The organism is Brevundimonas sp. GW821-FHT02A10 (assembly GCF_059422025.1).
Map to the genome: position 1 here is coordinate 326,739 of NZ_JBWKWC010000001.1, position 18,749 is coordinate 345,487.

Consider the following 18,749-nt stretch of genomic DNA (forward strand, 5'->3'; position numbering starts at 1 on the left):
GCATTTGCACGCCATACCCGGAGCGCCCTCGGTATTCTGGAGCGTCGCGATGAGTTTCCCGTCGGTGGTTCAGTCTTTTCTCGCGCTTTACGGCTTCGGCGACCGCGCCCATGCCCCGCGCCGCCGCCCTGCCCCGGTGATGATCGGGGCTCCTCAGCCCCGACGCTGAACCGGTTTTACTGGAACAGCTTGAGGATGACCTGCGGCGACTGGTTCGCGATCGACAGGGATTGCGCGCCCAGCTGTTGCTGAACCTGCAGAGCCTGCAGACGCGCGCTTTCCTTGGCCAGATCGGCATCCACGAGGTTGCCGATGCCCGATTCCAGCGTATCCGTCAGCTTGGACACGAAGGTGTTGTGGGCCTCGATCTGCTTGGCCTGCGAGCCGAGCGCGCCGAGCGCCGCGTTCACGGCCGTGATCGAATTGTCGAGCTTGTTCAGGGCGGTGGTCGCGCCGGTCATGGTCAGCAGGCTGTCGGCCATGCCCAGGCTGAGGATCGAACCCGACAGGCTCAGGTTCTGCGTCGACAGGGTCACGAACGAGCTGGCGTCAGCGTTGGCCAGGAATTTCAGCCCCGTCGGCAGGGAGCCGTTCAGGACGTTGCCGCCGTCGAAGGTGGCGTTGTCGACGGCCGACTTGATCGCGCCCAGAATGGCCTTGAAGTCAGAGTTGAGGAGCTTGCGCGACTGGGTCGTCAGCGAAGGATCCTTGGCCGCGACCACCTTTTCCTTGAGCTGGTTCAGCAGGTCCGAGACCGATTCGCCCGCCGAGCGGGCCACGTCGGCGACCGAGGTCGCGCGGTCCAGGCTGGATTTCACCGCCCCCAGAGCCCCGACATCGGCGCGCTGGCTCTGGGCGATGGCCCAGACCGCGGCATTGTCCTTGGCTCCCTGGACCTTCAACCCTGTGCTGATGCGGCCTTGAACGTCCGTCAGCTTGGTGTTGGTCGTGGTCAGGTTCTGCAGCGCGATCGCGGCTGCGGAATTGGTAAGGACGCTGTTGCTCATCGTTTTGATAGCCCCGGAAAGTTCCCAGCAGCTTATGGTTAACAAGTGAGCGGATGGTTAACGCGCGATAACCACGCATTTTAACCACGTCAGGGGCTCCCTGCGTGGCGAAAGGTCTGTCTCGATCCAGACGCCGGGGCGTCCGTTTCGGTCCTCAGGCGGTGGTGTCGATCACCGATCCCGCATCGTATTTCTTCGCTTCCGCCATTCGGATCACCTGTTCCCGGGGGAACTGACGGACGATCTCGCCGGTGGTGCTGTCCATGGTCTTGTAGATGAACGACCCGATGGTCGGGCCTTCTTCGATCACCAGCCGGTAGTGAGCGGCCTGTTCGACCTCGCTGGAGGCCTGGGTGACGGGGGCTTCGTCTCCGGACGTCACGGTGGGCGTAACGGCGGGGGCGGGGCTTACAAGACTCAGCTTTGCATTGGTTTCCATGACTCCCTAGGCCGAAGTCTGCTTCGGCTCCCTGATAAGGATGAAGGGGCAAGGTCGGGCGGGACCGAGGTCCCGCCCTTCCGAGAGTGTATTAGCGGAACAGGCCCAGCAGGACCGACGTCGACTGGTTGGCGATCGACAGAGCCTGCACACCCAGCTGTTGCTTGGTTTGCAGCGACTGCAGACGAGCGCTTTCCTTGGCGAGGTCGGCGTCGACCAGGTTGCCAACGCCGGCTTCCATGGCGTCCGACAGCTTGCCGACGAACGTAGCATGGGTTTCGAGCGACTTGGCGCCGGTGCCCAGGCGAGCCAGGGAGGCGGAGACCTTGTCGATCGAGGCGTTGACCAGACCCAGAGCCGTGGTGGCCAGGGTCGAGGTGCCGATGGTGGTGGTCGCCGCGACGGTGACGTTGGCGCCGCCCAGCGAGAGGTTTTCACCGGAGACCTTGATGGTCGAACCGGTGGTGTTCGAGAGCGCCTTGTAGCCGGCGGTGCCCGTGGAGTTATCCAGCAGGTTGATGCCGTTGAACTTGGCGTTGGTGACCACGGTGGTGATCTGATCGCGGATCGCCTTGAAGTCTTCGTTCAGGGCGCTGCGCGAGGCCGTCGACAGCGACTTGTCGGTCGCGGCCAGGGCCTTTTCCTTCAGCTGGGTCAGCAGGTCGGAGACCGACTCGCCGGCAGCGATGGAGACGTCCACGGCCGACGAACCACGGGCCAGGGAGTCCTTGACGGCGCCCAGGGCCGAGATTTCCGAACGCTGACCTTGGGCGATAGCCCAGATAGCGCCGTTGTCTTTGGCGGAGTTGACCTTCTTGCCGGTGTTGATACGCGACTGGACGGTGCCCAGTTCGGTATTCGTGGCGTTGAGGTTTTGCAGGGCGACCAGAGCGCCCGCGTTCGTGTTCACGCTGTTCACAGCCATGACCATAGTCCTTGTTTCAAGGTGTCCGACCGCCATTTTAGCCGTCGGGAGCATTTTGCTCGGAGAGGTCCAGAGCAAGGGCCGCGCCAGACACCGTTGTTCGGTCTCGAAGCCGTGCCAGAGCCGGGTTTCGTTGTTTTTCTTACGGTACTTTCGCTTAACCACGCTTTCGACCCGGCAAGCCCTGCCGGGTGAAAGTCGGGGCGGCGGCAAAACCTGCCGGGCGCCCGGCAGGGATTGCCGGGTCTGGCGGTCAAAACACACTGACAGACTGCCAAATCCTGCCATGCCGACCGTCAGCTCACGGACGAAGCACCCTTGACGGCGCTTACCGCTCCCGTCCCAGCCTCGGCTGCATGTCCGCGATGAGCTCCAGCAGCTGCTCGGCCGTGGGCGCGACCAGGTAGAGGATCAGCAGAAGGGCCAGCAGCCCCATCAGCCCGTCGGACAGATGCGGCAGGGTCTCCGGCGTCGCGGTCCGGACGATTCCCGCCAGAAGGGCCCACAGGCCGAGGCTGACGCCGAACACATAGATGCGCCGCCACAGCCAGCGGCCTTCGGCGAGCGGAGGGGATGGGGGCGCCGCCGGCGGAGGCATGAGTTCGTTCGCTTCGGTCATCGGTCGTCGTCCTGTTCGGGTTCGGTCAGAGGCGCGCGACGCAAGCCGTCGCCTCCGATGTGGTCGCGGCAGTCGTCGCGGGAGAGCCGGCGCGGAGCCTCGAAGAGCTCCGGGTCCAGCGGTTCGATTTCGGGTGGAGGATCCGGCGTCATCGAGCTCATCCGATCGCCGTGAGCCGAACCAGGCCCGAGCCCCCTGCCCCGCCGGCGCCCGAGGCGGTCACGCCAGCGCCTCCTCCTCCGCCACCCGCGCCTGCCGCGCCGGACGCGCCCGCATAGCCGGTCGTGGTCGAGGCTCCGCCGCCGCCTCCGCCGCCTCCGGCCCAGGATCTCGCGGGCGTCGAGGCCGCCGTTCCGGCGGAGCCCACAGCCGCGCTGCCGCCCGCGCCGCCATTCGCCGGGGTGGTCAGACTGCCGCCCGCCCCACCCGCGCCGCCGACCCGCACCGTATTGGCGGAATCGAGACCGCCGCCCGCGCCGCCGCCCCCCGAGCCGTCGGGCCGGGTCAGAGAGGCGCCCGCGCCGGAGGACGCCGTGACCGAGGCCGCGCCGCCGCCGTTGGAAACCGGGAATCCCGCTCCGCCCGCGCCGCCGGCTCCCGATGAGGGGCCACCCCCTGCCCCGCCCGATCCGCCCGGCGCGCTGATCAGGGTCACGCCGCCGCTGGTGATCGCGCTGGTCCCGCCGGCGCCGCCGGTGTTGCCGGTCCCGGAGGCGACCGAGGCACCCGCCGAACCCGCCGCGCCGACGGTAACCGTCAGGGTCGAGGACAGGTCCGCCACCGCCCAGGCGGCCGTACAGGCGCCGCCCGCCCCGCCACCGCCGCCGCCGAACCGCGACGCACCCGAGGCCCCGGCGCAGCCCGAGCCGCCGCCACCGCCCCCGCCCACGACGACGGCCTCGACCCGCCGCGCCCATGCAGGGACGGTCCAGGTCGCGCCGCTGGTCAGGACCGTGGTCTCCACCCGGCCGCAGCCGGTCGGGAAGGCCGCCGCACCCGTCGACCGGTCCACGATCAGGGCGGTGCGCCAGGTCGTACCGTCCGCGCTGACCTTCAGCGTCAGATCGTCGTCGCCGATCAGGCCCAGCTCGGCCCGGCCGCCCCAGTTGCTCTGGAACAGCAGGGACAGGACATCGGCCGCCGCCTCCTTGTTGAAGGTCATACGCAGGTCGCCGTCACCACCGTCGCCCGCATTGATCGCGGTCCAGAGCGCCTTGTTGATCCGGGCGGCGAAGGGGTTGGTCGCGTCCGCCGTGGTGTTCAGCCCAAGCCGCGTCAGCCCCTGAACCGCGCCCAGCCTCTGGCCCAGGGCGACCCAGGCTGCGCCGTCGCGCAGGACAAAGACGTCCTCATCGGCGATCCAGACCAGGGCCCCGTCCGGAACCGCGACGCGCGACCAGCCGCCCGCCTCGAACCGCATCAGGTCTCCGGCCGCGCGGCTCGCCCAGACCGCACCTGTCGGCGAGGTCGGCAGGATGTAGAGCGCCCCGTCGGCGGGCGAGGCCGGCTGGGCCGCCGACGAGCGGCTGACCGCCCGCGCCTGAACGAGGGCGTCGAGCCGGGTCAGAGCCTCATTCAGCGTCACATGTTTCTGAAGCTGGCCCGGGGCCAGATAGGACAGGCCCAGACGGGCGCTGGCGTCGTCACTCATTTCCGATCTCCATCGATTGCGGAGATCAGTGTCCGGCCGGAGCGGACCCGGGCGGGCTCAGGCGGGTGCTTTCAGTTCAACCGCCGGGAATCAGGGACTTTTTAGCCCAGTACTACGGTGGCTCGCCGGATCGGAGCCGCGCTTCGGCATCTGGAGGAGGGGTGCGGGGAGACCGTGGAAGGGCTCTTGTGGTCTCCCCGCTGACCGGGACGCGGCTGTCAGGACCGCTCGGGAGGGGTGAAACGTCCCGCACGCCCGATCGCGTGAGCTACGTCAGCGCCGAGCGTGCGGATGCGTACCCAAGCCAAAAAATTGCTCAGTCGTGCAGATAGACGACGCGCTTGAGCTTGCGGTCCGCGCGCACCGTCTCGAGATGCCGCTCATGCTCGCCGGAGGCCTTGGCCTCGCGCTCCGAGTCCTCGACCCAATGGGTGGAGGCGATGTCCTTCTGCAGCGCCTTGGCCGCCAGAAGGTGTCCGGGGAACAGGACGTCGACCACATCGGCCGGCAGGAAAAAGGCCTCGCCGGTCAGGGTCGTGACGGTATCCAGCCCCAGCCATGTTGTCATTTGCAGCATGGTTGAAGGCGAAGCCTTGGCGCGCACGGCCTGGATCATCAGCCAGCCCGCGGCGCCGACCGTATAGGCCAGACCCACGCCCGGCACGAACGCCAGCAGACCGTCCAGCCCGATGCCGAACGGGCCAATGCCCACCGCCCGGTCCGAGAGCTTTTTGACGCCCTCGACATTGGACCAGATTTTCTCGATATCCTTGATCGTCCGCCTGGCCATCTTCCCTCCGCAGCGGATACCCAACGCCCCATCTCGAACCGCGTTCACCAAAAAGGCAAGGACGTATGCCCAAGCTGCTGTCCGATCGTGGACCTGAGCACCAGCCGATCAGCTGGACCATGCGCGGGCCCGACGGGATGACGGTTCTGAGGCGGATCGTGACGGCCCTTGTGCTGTGCATCCTGACCCTGCCGCTGATCATCGGTCTGTCGGCGCTTAGCGGCATCGGCCATCGCTGGGTGGACATCCTGGCGCAGTTCCCGGCGCCGGCCCTGATCATGACCCTGATCCTTGTCGCAGTGCTCGCGATCTTGCGGCTGAGGCTCGCGGCGGGCGTCGGGGCGGCGGTGGCTCTGGTGCTGGCGGCGGCGCTGTGGCCCCAGGCCGTGGTGGACCGGGGAAGGCCGAAGCCCGGCGCGCCAGTCATCACCCTCTATTCGGCCAACCTGCTGGTCACCAATACCAATGTCGAGGCGGTGAAGGCCTCGATCGCGGCGGCGAACCCGGACATCGTGGTGCTGATCGAGGCGCCGCTGGTCGTCGGCAAGCCCGCCCACGATCTGTTTCCGCAGTATCCGTATCGGCTGAGGTCGCCCTGGCCCGGGTTTGGAGCGGGCACGTCCGGCAACATGATCCTGTCGCGCTGGCCGCTAACCCCCGGAAAGATCCGGGCGCCGGGTCTCAGCTATGCGCTGGCCAAGGTCGAGACGCCGCTGGGGCCGCTGAATGTCGTAGGCGTGCACATGACCCGCCCTTGGCCGTTCCAGTTCCAGTGGGGACAGCTGACCCAGGCCATGACCCTGGATACGCTGGTGAAGAAGCTGGACGGGCCGGTCATCGTCGCCGGGGATTTTAACAGCGTCTCCAGCGCCCGTGTGGGACGCCAGATCCAGTCGGACATCGGGCTGAAGGCCAATCCCGGCTGGCCGGGCACCTGGCCGTCGGCGGCGCCGGCGATCTTCGGCTTCACCATCGATCAGGTCTACCGGACGCCCGATCTGGCCGTGGTAGGGCGCGAGATCGGAAAGCGGACCGGATCGGATCACCGGCCGGTGATCACCCGCCTGACCCTGACAGAGCCTGAACAAGAGCCTTGAGGCGCTCGGCGTGGCCTTCGGTCGGGAAGTCGTCGGCGATCCAGCCATCCTCGAAGGCCGCCAGCACCTGCCCCGTCTGTGGCCCGGCCGCCAGACCCGTCGCCGCGACCTGACGCCCGCCGACCGGCAGGCGCGGGACCGGCCAGCGGTCGGTCAGCTCCAGCAGGGCCGCGCCCGCGCCGGGACGGTTTATCCGCGCCTCGGCCCTGAGCACCCGGTCGGCGAAGGTCGGCTTGCCCAGACGATAGATCAGCGCCCGGGCCGCTCGAGCGTCCGTCGCGGGATCGACCTCGCCGCCAGCCGCCGCCAGCAGCCGGTCGCGCATCGCATTGGGCAGGCGCAGGCGCCGCGCCGCCGCCTCGACCCGGGTCAGGTCTGAAGACAGCAGGGCCGACAGTCTCAGGGCCGGGTCATCCGTCAGGCCGACCATGACCTCGAAGGCGGCCATGTCCTCCGCCTCGGGCAGGATGCGCGCCAGCACCCCGGCCTGCGCCATCGCCTGCACGGCCGCACACGGATCGGGCGCGGCCAGCAACTTGAGCAGTTCCTTCGACACCCGCTCGGCCGAGAGACGGACCATGCCCTCGGACAGGTCGGCGCAGGCCTTCAGCCCCGCCGCGTCAGGTTCGCCCCGGCCATACCAGGCGAAGAAGCGGAAGAAGCGCAGGATCCGCAGGTAGTCCTCGCGGATGCGGGTCTCCGGGTCGCCGACGAAGACGATCCGGCCCTCGCGCGCGTCATCGACGCCTGCGCCCGTCGGATCGAACACCTGACCTTGCGCGTCTGCATAGAGGGCGTTCAGGCGGAAGTCGCGGCGCGCGGCGTCCTCGGCCCAGTCGTCGGTGAAGGCGACGGTGGCGTTCCTGCCGTCCGTCGAGACGTCGCGGCGCAGGGTGGTGATCTCATAGGGTCGGCCCTTCGACACCGCCGTGACCGTGCCGTGGGCGATCCCGGTCGGCACGACCTTGAGCCCGGCCTTCTGCAGAGCCGCCATCGCGACCTCAGGCAACAGGCGGGTGGCCAGATCCAGATCGTCGACGGTCTGCCCCATCAGGGCGTTGCGGATGCAGCCGCCGACGAAGCGGACACAGTCGGGCCCGCCCGCGGCCTCCAGAGCCTTGAGCACCGCCCGGGTCGCCGGGGTGGTCAGCCAGTCCCGATCGGAAACCGAAGCGCTCATGCCGCGTCCTCGGCGGCGGCGGCTTCCGGGTCGGGCACGTCTTCATACAGGCGATCGTGCAGGGCGCGGATCATCCCGGCGGTCACGCCCCAGATGTAGCGGTTCTCGAACGGCATGGCCCAGAACCAGCGGCGCGGCCCCTCGGGCGGGTCCATATGGCCGCGCTGGTGATTGGCGACGTCCATCAGGAAGTCCCACGGGACCTCGAAAATGTCGGCGACCTCCCCGTCCTGGGCCGTCAGTTCGGGCGCCGAGGCGATCCAGCCGATCACCGGGGTGATCAGGAAGCCCGTGCCGGTGCGATAGGCGGGCATGATCCCCAGCACCTCGACGGCGGCGGGGTCGAGGCCAACCTCCTCATTGGCTTCGCGCAGGGCGGTCTGAACGGCCGTCTCGCCCGGCTCGTGGCGGCCGCCGGGGAAGGCGATCTGGCCCGAGTGGCTGGTCAGGGTGTCGGCGCGGCGGGTCAGGAGGACGGTCGCCCCGTCCGCATGGGCGATGACGGGCACGAGCACCGCCGCCGGTTTCAGCGGCTTGCCGTCCGGGGTCAGGCCCGGATTGAGGTCGAAGTCCGAGCGTTCGGCGTCGGCGTCCGGCCGCCAGCTCTCGGGCGAATGCAGGCGCTCGATCAGACGCGCCTTCAGGGAAGCGAGGCTCATTCGATGCCCGCCCCGACCGGCCCCAGGGGGAAGCGTTCGCCCGCCGAGGTCACGGTCAGCCGCCCGTCAGTCACCTCGGCCATCTCGACCAGATCATAGAAGACGGTACGGGCGATGCGGGCCTCAAGGTCCGCGCGGACCCGAATGCGCGGCGCGGGTTCGCCTGTCACCGGATCGGTCTCGACCACGATGGGATGGTCGGCGTCGGCCAGGACCTCGTCGCCGACGTCGGTGGTGAAGGCCAGGGCGTCACCGCGCTGTTCCATGGTCACGGCGCGGAACGGCAGGTCCTCAACGCGGATCTTCATCTTCTCGACGGGGGTGACCAGATGATAGCCGTCCGGGTCGAGGCGCAGGACGGTGGAGAACAGCCGCACCAGCTCCTTGCGGCCGATGGGCGAACCCTCATGCATCCACACGCCGTCGGCCCGGATCAGGATGTCGATATCGCCGCAGTGCTCGGGATGCCAGAGATGCACTGGCGGCAAGCCCCGGCCAGGCGCCTGTTTGGCGGCGGCGGCGATGCCAGCGAGTCCTGTCGGTTGATCCGTCATGCCCCGACTTAAGCGCGGGAAGCCCGCGCCGCAAACCGCTTACGCGACGGGCATCACCGGGCCGGCAGGAACGGGCGCGGTGACCGGCAGCCACATGACCCGGCGGCGGTCGACTGGCCCGGGCAGGATGGCGTCCGGCGCCGGCAGGAAGCCGAAGCGCTCGAAATAGGGGGGATCGCCGACCAGCAGCACCCCTCCGACCTCGTCCTGACGCGCCGCCTCGATACAGGCCGCGACCAGATCGCCGCCCAGCCCGCCCTTGCGGCAGGTCGCATCGACGGTGATGGGGCCCAGAAATACCGCCGGGACCTCGCCCACCTTCACCGCCCACAGATGCACCGAGCCGACGATGCGGTCGCCGTCGCGGGCGACCAGACCCAGGGTCATGCGGGCGTGTTCGCGAATGCGCTCGGCCGTCTTGGCGTACCGCCCTGGACCGAAGGCGGCCAGAACCAGCGCCTCGACCGCGGCGCGGTCGGACGGTAGTTCCGGCGTGATGGCCAGAGGGGTGTTACGAAGCACGGCGGCGGCGGTCATGGCGCGCGCACCTAGGCCCTTGATGTGACGGTTTCAACCGGCTTTCGAGAAATCCGGCGCACGTTTCTGGCTGAAGGCCATGAAGGCCTCCATCGCTTCGGGGCTGGACAGCTGCGATCCGAAGGCCTCGCCCTCGCGCTGCATCAGGGCCCAGATCTGCTCGGCGTCGCGCATCAACCGCTTGGTCTTGCGGATGGAATTGGGCGCGCGGGCGGCCAGTTTGGCCACGAGACCATCAGCGACGGCCTCCACCTCGGCGGCTGGAACGCAGCGGTTGGCCAGACCCCAGGCGAAGGCGGTCTTGCCGTCGATGGGCTCACCGAGGGCGAACATTTCGAAGGCCCGCTGATGACCCATGACCATCGGCAGCAGCATCGAGGACGCCGCCTCGGGCGCCAGGGCCAGATTGACGAAGGGCGTCGACAGCAGGGCGTCCTCTGCGACCACCACCAGATCGCAATGCAGCAGCAGGGTCACCCCGATGCCCACCGCGCGGCCGCGCACCGCCGCCACCGCCGGCTTGTCCAGCTCGGCCAGGCTCTTGAGGAAGCGGAACACGGGAGCATCCAGCATCTGGCCGCCGCCGCTGGTTCCGATGGCGATGAAGTCGGCGATGTCGTTGCCGGCGGAGAAGCTGTCGCCCTCGGCCTTGAACACCAGAACCCGCACGGCGGCGTCGGTCTGGGCCCGCTCCGTCGCCTCGGCGAGGGCGGCGTACATGGCCTGGGTGATGGCGTTCTTCTTCTCGGCCCGCGCCAGGGTGACGGTCAGGACGCCATCGTTCAATTCGGTGCGGATGGGGTCGCTCATGCGGTCGCTTCCTCTTCGGGATCGTTCCCGATTTCATTTTCAGTACGGATCGCCGTCCACCAGTCGACGCCGTCGGCGTCGCGCTCGCGGCGGGCGCGGCCCTGGGCTTCCAGATAGTTCAGGTGGGCCACACTCTCGCCCGTGGCCATGCCGAAGACCGCGTCGCCGATCGGGCGGGCGAACAGGCTGGAGAAGACGTCGACGGCGCGGCGCGGCTCCCGGAGCGCCCGCTCCAGCCGGGTCAGCCCGGCGTGATGGCCCCGGGTGAGGGCGTCCAGCCGCGTATGCACGCCGGTGAAGGGTTCGCCGTGCGAGGGCAGGACCAACAGGCCCTCCGGCAACAGGGCGCGCAGCTTCGAAAGCGAAGTCAGCCAGTCGCCCAGCGGATCCTGCAACGGCTCCGTCGGCCAGACCGAGACGTTGGACGAGATGCGCGGCAGGATCTGGTCGCCCGACAGGAAGACGTCGTCGGACTTGCGCCACAGACAGACATGCTCGGGGCAATGACCGTTGCCGACGACCACGGTCCAGACATCGCCGCCGATCTCGACCTCATCGCCCTCGCTCAGCCGCTGATAGCTCTGGGGCATGGGATAGACGCCCTTGCCGAAGCGGCCGAACTCGCGCCGCCAGCCGTCGATGCGTTCGCCGTCCCAGCCCGCCGCGCGGAAGAAGGTCTCGCCCTCTGGCGGGGCCGGGCCGGTGTCGGCGACCAGCATCCGGGCGGTGACATACTCAAGCCGCGACATCAGCAGCGGAACCCCGAACCGCTCGCACAGCCAGCCCGCGAGGCCCAGGTGATCGGGATGCATATGGGTGCAGATCACCCGCTTGACCGGCTTGCCGCCCAGCGGCCCCTCGAAGGCCGCTTCCCAGCCGGCGATCGAGGCCTTGGTGTAAAGACCCGTGTCGACCAGGGTCCAGCCATCGCCGTCCGCGAGCGCATAGACATTAATATGATCCAGCGACATCGGCAGGGGCAGGCGCAGCCACAGGACCCCGGGGGCGGCCTCGACCGTCTGACCGGGAACGGGCGGCGCGCCGAGCGGATAGGTCAACCCGCGGTTGCCCGACCCGACCTCAGCCGTTCCATCCCGGGTGGTTGTCGGCGCGCCCTCGGCCAAGTCAGTCTCCTATCGCAACGTTGACTTAGGCGCGTGATTGGCTTGCGTCCAGACCCGTCTCCCGCCCCCACGGGTCCGCGAGAGGGCGCTGCTCCCCGGTTTTGGATCGCTTGACCGCGCGTTCCCGGGACGTCATGGCTTCCCGATCAAGTCCATCGACAGGAGTCGTTTTCGTGTTCACTCGAGCTTTCACCGGCGCACTGGCCGCGGTCGCTCTCTTGGTCGCCGGCGCCCCCGTCGCGGCGAACGCCGAGCCCGCCGCCCCGCAAGCTGCAAACGAGCGGCCCAACGCCCCGCCGGTCACCGATGGAGCCCCCCGCGGTCGCGGTCGCCTGAGCGGCGGCCCCTCGCCGGCCCAGACCCTGGCCCAGGCCCAGGCCGTCGCCACCGCCGCCAACGCAACCTGCGAACTGACCGGCGCCATCGTGCGTGGCAAGCTCGAGCGCGCCAACGTCTTTGAAGCGACCTGCGCCACCGGTCCCGGCCTGATCCTGATCGCCTCCACCCCGCCTCAGGCGATCGATTGCGTCATCCTGGCCGGCCAGGCTGACATCACCCGCGCCGCCAACCCGGCCGCCGATGTCGGCCTGCAGTGCACCATCCCGGCCAACCTGGACGTGACCAAGGTCGTCGCCGAATACGCCAAGACTGCGGGCGTCGCCTGCACTGTCGATCAGGGCGCCTCGGTCGGCCGGTCCTCTGGCGGCAACATCATCTATGAGGCCGGTTGCGCCGGCGTCGATGGCTACTGGCTCGAAAAAACCCCAACCGGTTGGACCATCACCGAATGTCAGAAGGTAGTCACCACCAACGGCAAATGCCGCTTCACCACCCCCGCCGAACAGGCCGCGACCCTGAAGAAGTGGTTCGAAGGCAGCGCCGCCTCCGCCTGTGACGTGGCCCAGGCCCGTTACATGGGCTCGAACGCCAACGGCTCCTTCTATGAAGCCAAATGTGCGGCCGGCGACGGCCTCATCGCCCGCTTCGACACCGCCATGGCCGTGCAGCAGGTCTATCCCTGCGCCGAGGCCCAGCGCATCGGCGGCGGCTGCACCCTGACCGGAGCGCCCGCTCCGGTTGCCGCCCCCGCTCCGGCCGCCGCCCCGGCGACCCAGCAGTAAACAGACCTCCGGTCTGACGCCTTCAGGAGCCGTCCCGCGAAAGCGGGGCGGCTCTTTCGCTTTTGAGCGGATCGCCCTAGCGTCCGGCGCATGCGTATCGCCACCTGGAATGTGAACTCGGTCAACGCCCGTCTGCCGACGGTGCTGGCCTGGCTTGAGGCCGCCGCGCCCGACGTCGTCTGCTTCCAGGAGATCAAGACGATCGACGAGAAATTCCCGCGCGAGGAGTTCGAGCGGCTGGGCTACAACGTCGAGACCCACGGCCAGAAGACCTACAACGGCGTGGCCATCCTCTCGAAATTCCCCCTCTCCGATATCCGCCGCGGCCTGCCGGGCGCGGAGGGCGCGGGTATCGACGGCGCCGACGACGATCAGGCGCGCTATATCGAGGCCCTGGTCGAGGCGCCGGTTCCGGTGCGGGTCGGGGCCATCTATCTGCCGAACGGCAATCCCGTCGGCACTGGCAAGTTCCCCTACAAGCTGGCCTGGTTCGACCGGCTGAACGCCCATGCCCGCAGTCTGCTGGCGCTGGAAGAGCCCTTCGTCCTGTGCGGGGACTACAATGTCATTCCCGAGCCTGTCGATGCGAAGAACCCGGCCGACTGGGTCGGCGACGCCCTGTTCCAGCCCGAGAGCCGCGCGGCCTTCAAGGCGCTGAAGTGGCTGGGCCTGTCGGAAGCCGGCGAACTGGGCGAGCAGCCGCCCGGGACCTATACCTTCTGGGACTATCAGGCGGGCGCCTGGCAGAGAAACAACGGCATCCGTATCGACTTCCACCTGCTCTCGCCCCAGGCCGCCGACCGGTTCAAGGGCGTGGAGACCCACCGCGACGCCCGCGACATGGACAAGCCCTCTGACCACGTGCCTGTCGTGGTCGAACTGGCTCTCGACGCCTGATGGGCGAGGCGCTGCGGGTCATCCTGCTGGTCGGCCTCGCCGCCGCGGCCCTGACCACCGGCGCCCTGACGCTGAACTGGTGGATGGAGCCCGAGCGCCGGATGCGCCGCGCCCTGCTCAAGTCGCTGGGCGTCCAGCCCGAGGCCGAAGCCCTGTCGCCGACCGAGGGCCGCGCCGCCGGCCTGGACTTCGATGGCGGCCAGATCGCCGTCCTCTGGGACCGGGGCGCCCACGGCCTGGTCTATGGCTTCGAGGAGGTCGAGGGCGGCGAGGTCATCGTCGACGGCCATGTCCTGGCGCGCATCCGTCGGGGCGAACCGCGCAAGTCCCTGGACGTCATGGCCCCCGACGCCGAACAGGTCACCCTGCGGCTGATGTTCGCGGACGCCCGCTATCCGGAGTTCGAACTGGCCCTGTGGAACGCCACTGCGCCGACCCAGACAGGCTCGCCCGCCGAGGCCCTGCGGCTGGGCCGACGCTGGTTGTCCCACCTGGAAGCGCTGTTGAAGGCCTGATCGCCCTTTCGGCGACCGCCCGGGAAGGCTAGAACCCCCCGTTCCTTATCCGTGCCTGAGTATTGAGGAGCCCGCCGTGGCCCGCCTTTTCGACGCCTATGTGATCGCTGACTGGACCGCCGCCGAGGGCAAGAAGCTCGGCGAGAATTCCGTGTGGATCGGAGTGGCCAAGCGCGACGTGCGCTTCCGCCTCTATACCGAGACCCACAATGTCGCGACCCGCGCCGAGGGCGAGGCCCTGCTGGCCTCCATCCTGGCCGATCACCGCAAGCGCGGCGACCGGGTGCTGGTCGGCTTCGACTTCTCGCTGGGCTATCCCACGGGTACGGCCGCGCGCTTGAAGCTGACCGGCGAACCGATCTGGTCGGCGATGTGGAAATTCATCGCGTCGAACATCGTCGACAAGCCGGACAACACCAACAACCGCTATCAGGTCGCGGCCAAGATGAACCGGCTGATGACCGACGAGGCCTGGCCGTTCTGGGGCTCGCCCGCCAATCAGGCTCAGCGCTGGCTGACCACGACCAAGCCCCCGGTCGGATCGGGCGCCGACATCCCGGAATATCGCGCGACCGAGAACGCCGTGCGCAAGGGCCGGCTGCAGCCCAAGTCGAACTGGCAGATGCACGGCGCCGGCGCCGTCGGCGGCCAGACCCTGGTCGGCATTCCGGCCGTGCGCCGCCTGCTGGAAAGCCTGGGCGCCTCGGCTGCCGTCTGGCCCTTCGGCACCGGCTGGCGGGCGCTGGACGCCGCCGACGTGGAGCCCCTGTCGGTGCTGGTCGCCGAGGTCTGGCCCTCGATGTGGCCCACCACCGCCGCCGAGGGCGAGTTCAAGGACCAGGCCCAGGTCCGCACCACGGCCATGGCCTTTGCCGAGATGGACGACAAGGGCGAACTGGCCAAGGCCTTCGCCCCGCCGAAGGACGCCTCGCCCGAGTTGATCGAACAGGTTGAGCAGGAAGAAGGCTGGATCCTGGGCGTTCAGTAGGCCCGGAAAGCGGCCGATCAGCCGATCAATGCCTTGGCGGCCGCGCGGGCTTCGTCGGTAATCGTTGCGCCGGACAGCATCCGGGCGATTTCTTCCTGACGGCGATCATCGTCGAGGGCGACGACGGTGGTGGTGGTGACGCCGTCCTGATCGGACTTCATCACCTTCCAGTGGGCATGGCCGCGAGCGGCGACCTGGGGACTGTGGGTCACGACCAGAACCTGGGCGCCGGTCGACAGCCTCTTCAGGCGTTGGCCGACCGCTTCGGCGACGGCGCCGCCGACCCCCTGATCGACCTCGTCGAAGATCATGACCGGCTGGCGCTGGTCCTCACGACCGGCGAGCGCCGCCTTCATGGCCAAGGCGAAGCGCGCCAATTCCCCGCCTGAGGCGATGGCGTCCAGCGGGCCGAAGCCGCCCCCGGCGTTTGTGGCGATCTCGAAACGCACGGTCTCGACGCCCAGGGGGCCGCGCCTGCCCTCCCCCACCGGCTCGAAGGCGACCCGGAAACGGGCGCGTTCGAGCTTGAGGGGCGTCAGCTCGGCCATGACGCCTGAGGTCAGCCGCTCCGCGGCGGCCTCGCGAGCCGAGGTCAGGAAGGTCGCGGCCAGGTCATAGGCCTCGCGGGCCGCCGTGGCCTCGCGCCGGGCGGCAGTCAGGGCGTCGGCCCCGTCCTCGATCAGCCGCAGCTGTTCGCGCAAGGAAATGCGGAGCTTCGGCAGGGCCGGCACAGTCGTGTTCAGCTTGCGAGCGGCGGCGCGCAGGGCGAACAGCCGCTCCTCCGCCTTGTCCAGGCGGCCGGGCTCGAAGTCGAAGGCGGCGGCTGCGGCGTCGACCTCGGCGATGGCCTCGACGGCCTCGACGATGGTCCGGTCGATGGCCTCGGCGGCCGCGGCCAGCCGGGCGATGACCGGATGGTCGGCCTCGGCGCCCGCCTGAACGGCCCTCTGCCGGGCGTGCTCAACAGCCCGCAGAGCGGCCGACAGCTTCTGGCTCAGCTTGTCACCGCCCAGCTGGGTGCGGGCGTCGGCCAGATCGGCCATGGCCTTTTCAGCGGCGCCGAGAATGGCGCGCTCCCCGGCCAGTTCGGTCTCTTCGTCCTCGCGCGGATCCAGGGCGTCGAGATCGGCGAGGTTGAGGGCGATCTCCTCCGCCCGCGCGGCGGCGTCGGCGGCGGCGGCCTGAAGCTCGGACAGGCGCGCCTCGGCGGCCTTCAGGGTCTCGGCGGCGGCGGCGACCGCGGAAAGCTGGGGCGACAGGCCGCCATAGGCGTCCAGCAGGGCGCGGTGGGTGCGCCAGTCCAGCAGACCGACGGTCTCGTGCTGGCCATGCACCTCAACCAGACGCGATCCGATCTCGCGCAGGGCGGCGACCCCGGCCGGCTGATCGTTGACATAGGCCCGACTGCGGCCGTCGGCGGACAGGACCCGGCGCAGGATCAGATCCTCCCCCGCCACGACCTCGAAACCGCGCTCGGCGATCAGGGCGATCAGATCGGGATCATCAGGGGCGGTAAAGACGGCGGTGGCGCTGGCCTGTTTGGCGCCCGCGCGAACCAGACCGGCCTCGCCGCGCCCGCCCAGCGCCAGACCGAGAGCGTCCAGGATAATCGACTTGCCGGCCCCGGTCTCGCCGGTCAGCACGGTCAGGCCGGTCTCGACGTCCAGGTCGAGCACGTCGACCAGAACGATGTCCCGGATGGAGAGGGCGGTCAGCATGAAGGGGCCCGATTCGACATCAAGCCCCTTCTATAGCCGTGTAGAACCAATGCGGAACAGGGGACCTGACGGATCAGCCCGGGATCAGCCGGTGCAGCCAGCCTTCGCGCTGTCCCGTCGGGGCGGTTTCGGGCCTGGCGCCCTGTTCCGTCAGCAGGGCATAGGCCTCGGCGTACCAGGGGCTGCCCGGATAGTTGTAGCCCAGGACCGCGGCGTTGCGGGTCGCCTCTTCCTTGAGGCCCAGCGTCAGATAGACCTCGACCAGACGATAGAGGGCCTCCGGCGTGTGCGAGGTGCGCTGATAGGCTTCGTTGTCGATGACGGCCTTGTAGCGACCGATGGCGGCCAGCGGCTGGTTCGAGCGCTGATAATAGCGGCCGATGTTCATTTCCTTGCCGGCCAGCTGGTCGTTGACCATGTCGATCTTGACCATGGCGTCGGTGGCGTAGGCCGAACGCGGATAGCGACGCTGGACGTCCTTCAGCCCGTCGAGGGCGGCCTGGGCATAGGCCTGGTCGCGACCGACATCGACGATCTGCTCGAAGTTGCAGGTCGCCTTCATATAGAAGGCGTAGGCCGCTGACGGGCTACCGGGGAACAGCTGGATGAACCGGTCCGACGCCGCGATCGAGTCGGCGTACTGGCCATCTTGATAGTAGGCGTAGATTTGCATCAGGATCGCGCGGCGCGACCATTCCGAATAGGGGTGCTGGCGCTCCACCTCCTGGAAGTAGTCGACGGCGTCGGCCCAGCGGTGGCTCTGCAGCCGGTCGTAGCCGGTGTTGTAGAGCAGTTCGACCGGACGCTCCTCATAGGCCAGCTTCGGGCGTTGCTTGCCCTGGCAGCCCGCGACGGTGACCGTCAGGGCCGCGGCCAGCAGGATCGTACCGGCGCGCGACAGGCGCGCGCGCGACGGCCGGGCGGAACCCGAGGAAGACAGCGCCGAAATAGCAGACAAAGAAGACCTCATGACACGCCGGACCTGAAGGGAACGTGCACCGCCCCCGGTGATGACCGCGTCCTCTATACCAGCCACCGGCCCCAAGCCAATCCGCCCAAATCGGCCCATTAAGGCTGAAATCGACCGTATACGGCTTGCTCCCGTCCGGCGCGCTGGTAAAGGAGCGCGAGAATTGAACAGGCGTCATTGGCGGTCCGATGACGGCGAAAGGATGACCGGCGATGAAGCTGCTCGCAGGCAACTCTAACCGGCAACTCGCCCAGGCCATCGCCGACCACCTCGACATGCCCCTGACCAAGTCCCAGGTGAAGCGATTCGCCGACAACGAGGTCTTCGTGGTCATCGAGGAAAACGTCCGCGGCGAGGACGTCTTCGTCATCCAGTCGACCTCCTATCCGGCCAATGACAACCTGATGGAGCTGCTGATCTGCATCGACGCCCTGGTGCGGGCCTCGGCCAAGCGGATCACGGCCGTCATGCCCTATTTCGGCTATGCGCGGCAGGACCGGAAGACCGGCGGCCGCACGCCGATCTCGGCCAAGCTGGTCGCCAACATGATCACCCGCGCCGGCGCCGACCGGGTCCTGACGATGGATCTGCACGCCGGCCAGATCCAGGGCTTCTTCGACATTCCGACCGACAACCTGGTCGCCACCCCGGTTCTGGCCCAGGACATCAAGGAAAACTATCCGCGCGGAAATCTGATGATCGTCTCGCCGGACGTCGGCGGGGTGGTGCGGGCCCGCAGCCTGGCCGAACGGCTGAACGTCGACCTGGCCATCGTCGACAAGCGTCGCCCCAAGGCGGGCGAGAGCGAAGTCATGAACATCATCGGCGACGTCTCGGGCCGCCAGTGCATCCTGTTCGACGACATCGTCGATTCGGGCGGCACCCTGGTGAACGCGGCCAAGGCCCTGATCGAGGCTGGCGCCACCGAGGTCTCGGCCTACATCAGCCACGGCGTCCTGTCCGGCCCGGCGGTCAAGCGCGTCACCGACGGCCCGCTCAAGGAGCTGGTGATCACGGACTCGATCGAACAGCCGCACGAGGTCCTGACCTGCGCCAAGATTCGATCCGTACCCGTCGCGCCCCTTATCGGTGAAGCTATCCGCCGGATCGCGAACGAGGAATCGGTTTCGAAGCTGTTCGATTAACGG

Annotated in this window: 20 protein-coding genes; 6 read left to right on the top strand and 14 right to left on the bottom strand. The window is 68.6% G+C overall.

The window, feature by feature from the left end; translation table 11 throughout:
• Nucleotides 1-176: 176 nt before the first annotated feature.
• From AC07U0_RS01365 to AC07U0_RS01390, 6 genes are all read right to left on the bottom strand, one after another.
• Nucleotides 177-1,007, bottom strand: coding sequence for a flagellin (locus AC07U0_RS01365; RefSeq protein ID WP_494718241.1), 831 nt, complete (start codon nucleotides 1,005-1,007; stop codon nucleotides 177-179).
• Nucleotides 1,008-1,161: 154 nt separating this feature from the next.
• Nucleotides 1,162-1,446, bottom strand: a complete 285-nt coding sequence (locus AC07U0_RS01370; protein ID WP_494718242.1) for a flagellar protein FlaG — start codon at nucleotides 1,444-1,446, stop codon at nucleotides 1,162-1,164.
• 91 nt (nucleotides 1,447-1,537) lie between these two features.
• Complete coding sequence (locus AC07U0_RS01375) at nucleotides 1,538-2,371, bottom strand: flagellin (protein WP_494718243.1); 834 nt, start codon at nucleotides 2,369-2,371, stop codon at nucleotides 1,538-1,540.
• 328 nt (nucleotides 2,372-2,699) lie between these two features.
• Complete coding sequence (locus AC07U0_RS01380) at nucleotides 2,700-2,990, bottom strand: hypothetical protein (protein ID WP_494718244.1); 291 nt, start codon at nucleotides 2,988-2,990, stop codon at nucleotides 2,700-2,702.
• 157 nt (nucleotides 2,991-3,147) lie between these two features.
• Nucleotides 3,148-4,641: a DUF2793 domain-containing protein gene (locus AC07U0_RS01385; protein WP_494718245.1), complete on the bottom strand. Its 1,494-nt coding sequence runs from the start codon at nucleotides 4,639-4,641 to the stop codon at nucleotides 3,148-3,150.
• 316 nt (nucleotides 4,642-4,957) lie between these two features.
• Nucleotides 4,958-5,431: a DUF4112 domain-containing protein gene (locus AC07U0_RS01390; protein WP_494718246.1), complete on the bottom strand. Its 474-nt coding sequence runs from the start codon at nucleotides 5,429-5,431 to the stop codon at nucleotides 4,958-4,960.
• A gap of 65 nt (nucleotides 5,432-5,496) precedes the next feature.
• On the opposite strand from AC07U0_RS01390, the gene AC07U0_RS01395 reads away from it, so the two are divergent.
• Nucleotides 5,497-6,528: an endonuclease/exonuclease/phosphatase family protein gene (locus tag AC07U0_RS01395; RefSeq protein WP_494718247.1), complete on the top strand. Its 1,032-nt coding sequence runs from the start codon at nucleotides 5,497-5,499 to the stop codon at nucleotides 6,526-6,528.
• On the opposite strand, the gene AC07U0_RS01400 is transcribed toward AC07U0_RS01395, so the two are convergent.
• Genes AC07U0_RS01400 through AC07U0_RS01425 form a run of 6 tightly spaced genes read right to left on the bottom strand, consistent with a single transcriptional unit; the run spans nucleotide 6,488 to nucleotide 11,392 of the window.
• Nucleotides 6,488-7,708: a CCA tRNA nucleotidyltransferase gene (locus AC07U0_RS01400; RefSeq protein WP_494718248.1), complete on the bottom strand. Its 1,221-nt coding sequence runs from the start codon at nucleotides 7,706-7,708 to the stop codon at nucleotides 6,488-6,490. The two genes, AC07U0_RS01395 and AC07U0_RS01400, sit on opposite strands and share 41 nt — an antisense overlap.
• The gene (locus tag AC07U0_RS01405) at nucleotides 7,705-8,367 is read right to left on the bottom strand and encodes a CoA pyrophosphatase (protein WP_494718249.1); all 663 of its coding nucleotides are present in this window, start codon (nucleotides 8,365-8,367) and stop codon (nucleotides 7,705-7,707) included. Before AC07U0_RS01405 ends, AC07U0_RS01400 begins: the two co-directional genes overlap by 4 nt.
• A complete protein-coding gene (locus tag AC07U0_RS01410) occupies nucleotides 8,364-8,921 on the bottom strand; it encodes a DUF1285 domain-containing protein (RefSeq protein WP_494718250.1) in 558 nt (185 codons plus the stop codon). The genes AC07U0_RS01405 and AC07U0_RS01410 overlap by 4 nt, the downstream gene beginning before the upstream one ends.
• A gap of 39 nt (nucleotides 8,922-8,960) precedes the next feature.
• Nucleotides 8,961-9,458 (bottom strand): GNAT family N-acetyltransferase, encoded by a 498-nt coding sequence (locus tag AC07U0_RS01415; RefSeq protein WP_494718251.1) that lies wholly within the window; start codon nucleotides 9,456-9,458, stop codon nucleotides 8,961-8,963.
• 33 nt (nucleotides 9,459-9,491) lie between these two features.
• The gene (locus tag AC07U0_RS01420; protein ID WP_492031822.1) at nucleotides 9,492-10,268 is read right to left on the bottom strand and encodes an enoyl-CoA hydratase; all 777 of its coding nucleotides are present in this window, start codon (nucleotides 10,266-10,268) and stop codon (nucleotides 9,492-9,494) included.
• Entirely contained in the window at nucleotides 10,265-11,392 is a 1,128-nt protein-coding gene (locus AC07U0_RS01425) for an MBL fold metallo-hydrolase (protein WP_494718252.1), read from the bottom strand. The genes AC07U0_RS01420 and AC07U0_RS01425 overlap by 4 nt, the downstream gene beginning before the upstream one ends.
• Nucleotides 11,393-11,565: 173 nt before the next feature.
• On the opposite strand from AC07U0_RS01425, the gene AC07U0_RS01430 reads away from it, so the two are divergent.
• The 4 genes from AC07U0_RS01430 (at nucleotide 11,566) to AC07U0_RS01445 (ending at nucleotide 14,913) form a co-directional block, all read left to right on the top strand.
• Entirely contained in the window at nucleotides 11,566-12,513 is a 948-nt protein-coding gene (locus AC07U0_RS01430; RefSeq protein ID WP_494718253.1) for a hypothetical protein, read from the top strand.
• Nucleotides 12,514-12,603: 90 nt separating this feature from the next.
• A complete protein-coding gene (xth, locus tag AC07U0_RS01435) occupies nucleotides 12,604-13,410 on the top strand; it encodes an exodeoxyribonuclease III (protein WP_494718254.1) in 807 nt (268 codons plus the stop codon).
• Nucleotides 13,410-13,925, top strand: a complete 516-nt coding sequence (locus AC07U0_RS01440; RefSeq protein ID WP_494718255.1) for a hypothetical protein — start codon at nucleotides 13,410-13,412, stop codon at nucleotides 13,923-13,925. The genes xth and AC07U0_RS01440 overlap by 1 nt, the downstream gene beginning before the upstream one ends.
• A gap of 76 nt (nucleotides 13,926-14,001) precedes the next feature.
• Nucleotides 14,002-14,913, top strand: coding sequence for a cobalamin biosynthesis protein CbiG (locus tag AC07U0_RS01445; protein ID WP_494718256.1), 912 nt, complete (start codon nucleotides 14,002-14,004; stop codon nucleotides 14,911-14,913).
• 17 nt (nucleotides 14,914-14,930) lie between these two features.
• Here the strand turns inward: AC07U0_RS01445 and recN are convergent, their stop codons facing one another.
• Both recN and AC07U0_RS01455 read right to left on the bottom strand, forming a co-directional pair.
• Nucleotides 14,931-16,631 (bottom strand): DNA repair protein RecN, encoded by a 1,701-nt coding sequence (gene recN, locus AC07U0_RS01450; RefSeq protein WP_494718257.1) that lies wholly within the window; start codon nucleotides 16,629-16,631, stop codon nucleotides 14,931-14,933.
• A 73-nt stretch (nucleotides 16,632-16,704) separates the two neighbouring features.
• Nucleotides 16,705-17,580, bottom strand: coding sequence for an outer membrane protein assembly factor BamD (locus AC07U0_RS01455; RefSeq protein ID WP_494719173.1), 876 nt, complete (start codon nucleotides 17,578-17,580; stop codon nucleotides 16,705-16,707).
• A 233-nt stretch (nucleotides 17,581-17,813) separates the two neighbouring features.
• Here AC07U0_RS01455 and AC07U0_RS01460 point away from each other — a divergent pair, with 233 nt between their 5' ends.
• Complete coding sequence (locus tag AC07U0_RS01460) at nucleotides 17,814-18,746, top strand: ribose-phosphate pyrophosphokinase (protein WP_494718258.1); 933 nt, start codon at nucleotides 17,814-17,816, stop codon at nucleotides 18,744-18,746.
• Nucleotides 18,747-18,749: the final 3 nt, after the last annotated feature.

What these genes read in the sequence shown, in the direction of transcription:
- AC07U0_RS01365 (WP_494718241.1), bottom strand. Translation starts at nt 1,007, where the DNA reads ATGAGCAACAGCGTCCTTACCAATTCCGCAGCCGCGATCGCGCTGCAG.
- AC07U0_RS01370 (WP_494718242.1), bottom strand. Translation starts at nt 1,446, where the DNA reads ATGGAAACCAATGCAAAGCTGAGTCTTGTAAGCCCCGCCCCCGCCGTT.
- AC07U0_RS01375 (WP_494718243.1), bottom strand. Translation starts at nt 2,371, where the DNA reads ATGGCTGTGAACAGCGTGAACACGAACGCGGGCGCTCTGGTCGCCCTG.
- AC07U0_RS01380 (WP_494718244.1), bottom strand. Translation starts at nt 2,990, where the DNA reads ATGACCGAAGCGAACGAACTCATGCCTCCGCCGGCGGCGCCCCCATCC.
- AC07U0_RS01385 (WP_494718245.1), bottom strand. Translation starts at nt 4,641, where the DNA reads ATGAGTGACGACGCCAGCGCCCGTCTGGGCCTGTCCTATCTGGCCCCG.
- AC07U0_RS01390 (WP_494718246.1), bottom strand. Translation starts at nt 5,431, where the DNA reads ATGGCCAGGCGGACGATCAAGGATATCGAGAAAATCTGGTCCAATGTC.
- AC07U0_RS01395 (WP_494718247.1), top strand. Translation starts at nt 5,497, where the DNA reads ATGCCCAAGCTGCTGTCCGATCGTGGACCTGAGCACCAGCCGATCAGC.
- AC07U0_RS01400 (WP_494718248.1), bottom strand. Translation starts at nt 7,708, where the DNA reads ATGAGCGCTTCGGTTTCCGATCGGGACTGGCTGACCACCCCGGCGACC.
- AC07U0_RS01405 (WP_494718249.1), bottom strand. Translation starts at nt 8,367, where the DNA reads ATGAGCCTCGCTTCCCTGAAGGCGCGTCTGATCGAGCGCCTGCATTCG.
- AC07U0_RS01410 (WP_494718250.1), bottom strand. Translation starts at nt 8,921, where the DNA reads ATGACGGATCAACCGACAGGACTCGCTGGCATCGCCGCCGCCGCCAAA.
- AC07U0_RS01415 (WP_494718251.1), bottom strand. Translation starts at nt 9,458, where the DNA reads ATGACCGCCGCCGCCGTGCTTCGTAACACCCCTCTGGCCATCACGCCG.
- AC07U0_RS01420 (WP_492031822.1), bottom strand. Translation starts at nt 10,268, where the DNA reads ATGAGCGACCCCATCCGCACCGAATTGAACGATGGCGTCCTGACCGTC.
- xth (WP_494718254.1), top strand. Translation starts at nt 12,604, where the DNA reads ATGCGTATCGCCACCTGGAATGTGAACTCGGTCAACGCCCGTCTGCCG.
- AC07U0_RS01440 (WP_494718255.1), top strand. Translation starts at nt 13,410, where the DNA reads ATGGGCGAGGCGCTGCGGGTCATCCTGCTGGTCGGCCTCGCCGCCGCG.
- recN (WP_494718257.1), bottom strand. Translation starts at nt 16,631, where the DNA reads ATGCTGACCGCCCTCTCCATCCGGGACATCGTTCTGGTCGACGTGCTC.
- AC07U0_RS01460 (WP_494718258.1), top strand. Translation starts at nt 17,814, where the DNA reads ATGAAGCTGCTCGCAGGCAACTCTAACCGGCAACTCGCCCAGGCCATC.